3 protein-coding genes are annotated in these 3,096 nt (G+C 40.7%); all 3 read left to right on the top strand.

Annotated features, from left to right (window positions below):
• Positions 1-220: 220 nt before the first annotated feature.
• Positions 221-739 carry a hypothetical protein gene (locus HZA38_04245; GenBank protein MBI5414697.1) on the top strand — a complete coding sequence of 173 codons (519 nt, stop codon included), beginning with the start codon at positions 221-223 and terminating at the stop codon, positions 737-739.
• Positions 740-763: 24 nt separating this feature from the next.
• Complete coding sequence (locus HZA38_04250) at positions 764-1,495, top strand: hypothetical protein (GenBank protein ID MBI5414698.1); 732 nt, start codon at positions 764-766, stop codon at positions 1,493-1,495.
• A 56-nt stretch (positions 1,496-1,551) separates the two neighbouring features.
• Positions 1,552-3,096 (top strand): hypothetical protein (locus HZA38_04255; GenBank protein ID MBI5414699.1); only part of this gene is annotated, 1,545 nt, incomplete at its 3' end.

Genomic DNA, 3,096 nt, shown 5'->3' on the forward strand with positions numbered 1-3,096 from the left:
ATGTTGAGAGGAAGTCTTTTTAAACGTTTTGCCAAAAGTTATTTTTTTGCACAATTTTGATATGGAAGATAATGAAATTCGATAAGTATTTTCTTTTAAAAATTAAATTAATATTAAAAAATATGATGAAAAATAAAACAAGTGATTGACAAGTTCTGAGTATTAGAGGAAAAGCTCTATTCATCACGTATTATATTTTTTATTCTTTTACCATTTTCACATGAAACGCACCTTTTTCTTTCTTTCGATTTTTTCAGTAATTCTGGCGGTAAATATTTCCGTTTGGTATTTTTCTTCGAATCATCTTTCATCTGCTGAGGCGATGGGAGAATCTGCAGATGTTTTGCCGCAGGGGGGCATCGGCATTGAGTCATCGTCAGGAATGTATGCATGTGAATCGGACTCAGGCAGTCTTCCAAGCTCTGCTAATTTAAAAACGGATGCCCCTTGGTCAACTGTTGCATTTCCTCTCCACACATGGGAAGACACAAAATATTCTTTTTATACCGATGGATTATCAAGTAAACCAGAAGAAACATTCGTCGATATAAATGGTGATGGACTTGCAGACTACATATATCGCCACCATTATCTTGATAATAGATATAGTGTGAACCAAATAAATGATTGCGTTTTCTTGAATAACGGCTCAGGTTGGGATATGGTCTTCAAATGTTCAAATTTGCGAGATCCTGCAACCGGTCAAACTCGCTGGTATGGCGATTGCGCTCAGCAGTAAATTTCCCCAATTTTTTCTTTTCCCATGAAACTCTCTCTTCAATTTTTCAGCAAAAAATCATTTCTTTTTGGAATTTTTATTTTTCTCGTTTTGGCATTTTTGCCATCTCTTTTTTCTGAGGCGAGTGAGGAAGTGGAAGAGACAATTACTCCTCAAGATATCTCTGTAGCAGTACAATGCTGGGAGCGGGATCCGAATGATCATCACTGCCGCACGGGGGACATCTTTGCTAATCGTTATAACTGGTATTCAGCATCAAGCAAAGCACACAACTCCATATTTAATGTATTGCAAAAACTGCAAGGGTCATATGTCTCCAGCACCCCTCCACAATCGTATGGAAGATTCGGCAGATTTTTTGATGTAAATGGAGATGGTCTTCTCGATATCTTGTATCACGAAGGTTACCGTGATGGAAACTCTGTAGGCACGTTTCGAACTTTTTTCGCACTCTTTTTAAATATTGGCGGAACGAATTTCGAATTAGTCTATAAATGCACGGAAGAGGAATATTCCGATCCACGTTATAATACATATTATGGAAACTGTGCCGCAGGAGCTCCTGAGACAAGGGAAGACAACATGATTTATTATGCATTAAATTTATTATATTTCGCACCCCCTGGCAGTGGTGGTCATGAAACGGAGACAGTTGATATCAATGGAGATGGACTTGTTGATATTGTGGAATCCAATCGCATTTCTCTTAACAAAGGGAATTTTAATTTCCAAGAAATTTCAATCCAAGCTCCATAACAGGAGAAAGACCGACACATATTTTTTCCTAATTTCTCATATCTTTTCATTTCCCTATGAAACGCCATCTCTCGTTATTTCTCACCATTCTTCTTATTTCCAATCCTCTTCTTGGAAGCGCACCTCCGGTGATGGCGAGTGAAAGTGTAGACATAGGAGGAACGTCATCAGGTGAAGGTGAAGTTTCCACCGGAGAAAATTCTGGTGGAGTTGACCAAGGTGCTGCAGCTGTATCAACAGACAAAACGGATGCTGGTCTTAGCACAGGAACAGAGCAAATTCCCGATACAGAAACATTTCAGGAAGAAGATCCAAATGCGCCAATTGATCCAGAAAAAGAAGCCGAAGAAGCAGACAAAGATGCAGCAGCAACGGAGGATGACGTCATCATAGAAACTCCTCCTCCAGATCCAGAACCGATTCCGACTCCCGCAGCGCCGGTACAAGAAAATCCCCTCGCATTCCTCAAAGGTCTTCTGGGAAATTATTCAACCGATTTATTTACGGGAGCGGCGACATATCAATATCCGCTCTGGATTCCAAAAGGAAGATCATCGCTTATGCCGAGTCTTACGCTTCAGTATTCGAGTTCGGACAGGAATTTTCTTTCTGAGTTGGGATTTGGATGGAGACTTCCGGCAAATGCAATTTACCGAAGTACGGCAAAAGGCATTAATGAGCTCTATACACAGAATGATTTTTCCTCAGATATTTTTGGATCCCAGAGCGAACTTATTTCCGTAAATTTTGCAACCGGAGAATACGCAGCAAAGACAGAAGGAGGATTTCAGAAATACATTTTTGCGAATAATACGTGGACGGTTACAGACAATCAGGGAACCATTTTTACTTTCGGCGCCACTCCAGAAAATCGCTTAACAGATCCGGCTGATTCAACTCGAGTGTACAAATGGATGCTCCAAAAAGTGCAAGATATTCAGGGAAATACGATGACATTCACGTATTTTGAGGAAGCTGGGCTTGCATATCCAAATACGATCAGATATACCGGATCTTCCGTGCCGAACGATCTCGGAATCTATGAAATCAAATTTTTGAGAGTTCAGAGGTCATATATTCCAACTTCGTATGTCACCGGATTTCGCGCAGAAGGAAAACATTTTATCAGCGGAATAGAAGTCTCTTCGTACGCGAGCGGATCCCGAGAACTTATTCGAACCTATGATTTTTCACATGATGAAGGAGATTCTATTAAAGGAAAACTCACGGGAATTACCGTTCGAGGAGGAAGTGGGAATCTCTCCTATCCGCCAACTCGATTTTTCTATTACGACGGAATGGAACAAGTTGAGGGAAAGAGAATCGATCTTATGAAGCGAATCGAATATCCCGCAGGAGGAAGTCAGGAAATGACATACAAACCTTCAACATCATACAGAACTCCAGCTCAAGAAGGAACGAATCCGAATCTTCCGTTTATTATTGATACGGTTCACACTTCAACGGTAAAAGCATCGATAGCGGCGCCGTCATACACGAATACCTACGATTACGAAGGTGGACATTACTTCTTTGATCCTCTCGATGCCTATAAAAAAGAATACGCCGGATTCCATTCGGTGACGATTACCGATCCGTCA

Source organism: Candidatus Peregrinibacteria bacterium (assembly GCA_016220175.1).
GTDB lineage: Bacteria > Patescibacteriota > Gracilibacteria > CAIRYL01 > CAIRYL01 > JACRHZ01.